Here is a 2060-nt window from a genome sequence, read left to right on the forward strand (position 1 = left end):
AAAACATTCAAAAGAGCTGCATTACGCGCAAAAGGTGTGTGATTAGTTAGCTATCCCTCACAAAATCGTCGACATCACGGCTATCCATCAATTATTACTCGGATCTTCACTCACAGATGATATTGAAATTCCTGACGGGCATTATGAAGAAGAGAGTATGAAATCTACCATGGTGCCGAATCGGAACATGATCATGATTTCTCTCGCTGTCGGTTATGCAGTATCAATCGGTGCCGGTTTTGTTTACTACGGTGCGCATAGTGGTGATCATGCGATTTATCCTGATTGTCGTCCTGAGTTTGTCCAAAAAATGGCAGATGTGGCGCGTATTGCTAATTATGAGCCAGTCGAGATTGTTGCGCCGTTTCTTAACTCGTCTAAAGGAGAGATTTTAGCGCAAGGCCTCAAATATGATTTGGACTATGGCAAGACTTGGACTTGCTACAAAGGCAAAGAGAAAGCGTGTGGAAAATGTGGCGCATGCCAAGAACGTTTGGAAGCTTTTGAACTTAATAATGCGATTGACCCATTGAGTTATGAGTAATGACTAGATATGCAATGGGGGATCTACAAGGCTGCTACATTCAGTTTCAGGCTTTATTAGATAAGCTTGCGTATAGTCCTTCGCGCGATGAGTTATGGCTGGCCGGGGATCTCGTCAATAGAGGGCCTGACTCCCTATCCTGTTTGCGATTGGCGAGAGACCTCGAAGCGAGAATTGTTTTAGGGAACCATGACTTACATCTTTTAGCTTGTTACTATAGTGAGCACTTACTAAAGCGAAAAGATACTTTGCGCGAGATATTTGAGGCTAATGACTGTGACGATTTAATGGAATGGTTGCGCAAACAGCCCCTTGTACAAGTAGACGACGATAAAAAGCTTTTCATGAGTCATGCTGGCTTGCCGCATATTTGGAAAGTAAAAAAAGCAAGAAAATACGCCCAAGAAGTGCATGAAATATTAGCTGGCAATGATAAGAAAGCCTTGAGCTCTTACTTCAGTGAAATGTATGGCAACGACCCTGATGTTTGGGATAGAACTCTTGCAGGGCAAACCCGACTGAGGGTGATTACAAACTACTTAACGCGCATGCGCTTTGTTGATCAAAATGGTCGTTTAGATTTTTCAGTAAAAGAAGGTGTCGATAAAACACCTCATGATTTTAAACCTTGGTTTGCATACCCAGTTACGCATAAGTGGGTAACAATTTTTGGTCATTGGGCTGCGCTAGAGGGGCATACTGGAAGCCGACAGTTTCAAGCGATTGATACAGGCTGTGTCTGGGGTGGCAGTCTAACTGCATTAAATATCGATACGTTTGAGCGTGTCAGTGTCGAGGCTTGAAGTAAGCCAAATACGGATAAGAATTACAACGAAACATGAATCGTCTTTCATCAACTTTGCTAGCGATTAGCTTTCTGTCAGCAGGTTTGTCTGTAGCTTTAGGTGCGTTTGCCGCACATGCTTTAAAGCCCAGATTAAGTGAACGCATGTTAGAAGTGTTTCAAACTGGTGTTGAGTATCAGTTTAATCATTCGCTTGGGCTTATGGTGTTGGCGCTTTTGTTGACGCAGACGTCTGACTCGCTTGCTGGGAAAGCGCTGCAAAGAGCATCGGCATTAATGATCGCTGGTGTATGTCTATTTAGCGGAAGTTTATATGTATTGGCTGTTTCGGGAGTAAGATCTTGGGGCATGGTAACGCCAGTTGGTGGCGTTTTGTTGATAGCTGCTTGGCTTGTTGCGGCTTATGCAATGTATCGGATGAAGACTAAGAAACTCGGAGAGTGATTCTTTAATGGAAATTATGCTGAATGGTGAAGCTTTCCAATGTGATGATAACGCAACACTTCAAGATATCGCGAAAGCCATGTCGTTAGTTGGAAAACGTTACGCCATAGAGTTGAATAAAGAAATTGTGCCTAAAACTGAACATGAACACACGACGTTAAGTACGGGTGACATCGTTGAAGTGGTGCAAGCAATTGGTGGGGGTTAATCAGTGACAATGAATCAAATAGATACGGGTGTTCTGGAGGTTGCTGGCAAACGTTACGG

Annotated in this window: 4 protein-coding genes; all 4 read left to right on the forward strand. The window is 43.3% G+C overall.

The window, feature by feature from the left end:
- Window positions 1–52: 52 nt before the first annotated feature.
- Genes A3762_RS08300 through thiS form a run of 4 tightly spaced genes read left to right on the forward strand, consistent with a single transcriptional unit; the run spans window position 53 to window position 2001 of the window.
- Window positions 53–544, forward strand: a complete 492-nt coding sequence (locus tag A3762_RS08300; protein ID WP_156493339.1) for a 7-cyano-7-deazaguanine synthase — start codon at window positions 53–55, stop codon at window positions 542–544.
- Window positions 544–1347: a symmetrical bis(5'-nucleosyl)-tetraphosphatase gene (locus tag A3762_RS08305; RefSeq protein ID WP_068753514.1), complete on the forward strand. Its 804-nt coding sequence runs from the start codon at window positions 544–546 to the stop codon at window positions 1345–1347. Before A3762_RS08300 ends, A3762_RS08305 begins: the two co-directional genes overlap by 1 nt.
- Window positions 1348–1382: 35 nt before the next feature.
- Window positions 1383–1793 carry a DUF423 domain-containing protein gene (locus A3762_RS08310; RefSeq protein WP_068753513.1) on the forward strand — a complete coding sequence of 137 codons (411 nt, stop codon included), beginning with the start codon at window positions 1383–1385 and terminating at the stop codon, window positions 1791–1793.
- 7 nt (window positions 1794–1800) lie between these two features.
- The gene (thiS, locus tag A3762_RS08315; RefSeq protein WP_068479597.1) at window positions 1801–2001 is read left to right on the forward strand and encodes a sulfur carrier protein ThiS; all 201 of its coding nucleotides are present in this window, start codon (window positions 1801–1803) and stop codon (window positions 1999–2001) included.
- The last annotated feature ends 59 nt before the right edge of the window (window positions 2002–2060 follow it).

It is taken from the genome of Oleiphilus sp. HI0125 (assembly GCF_001635355.1).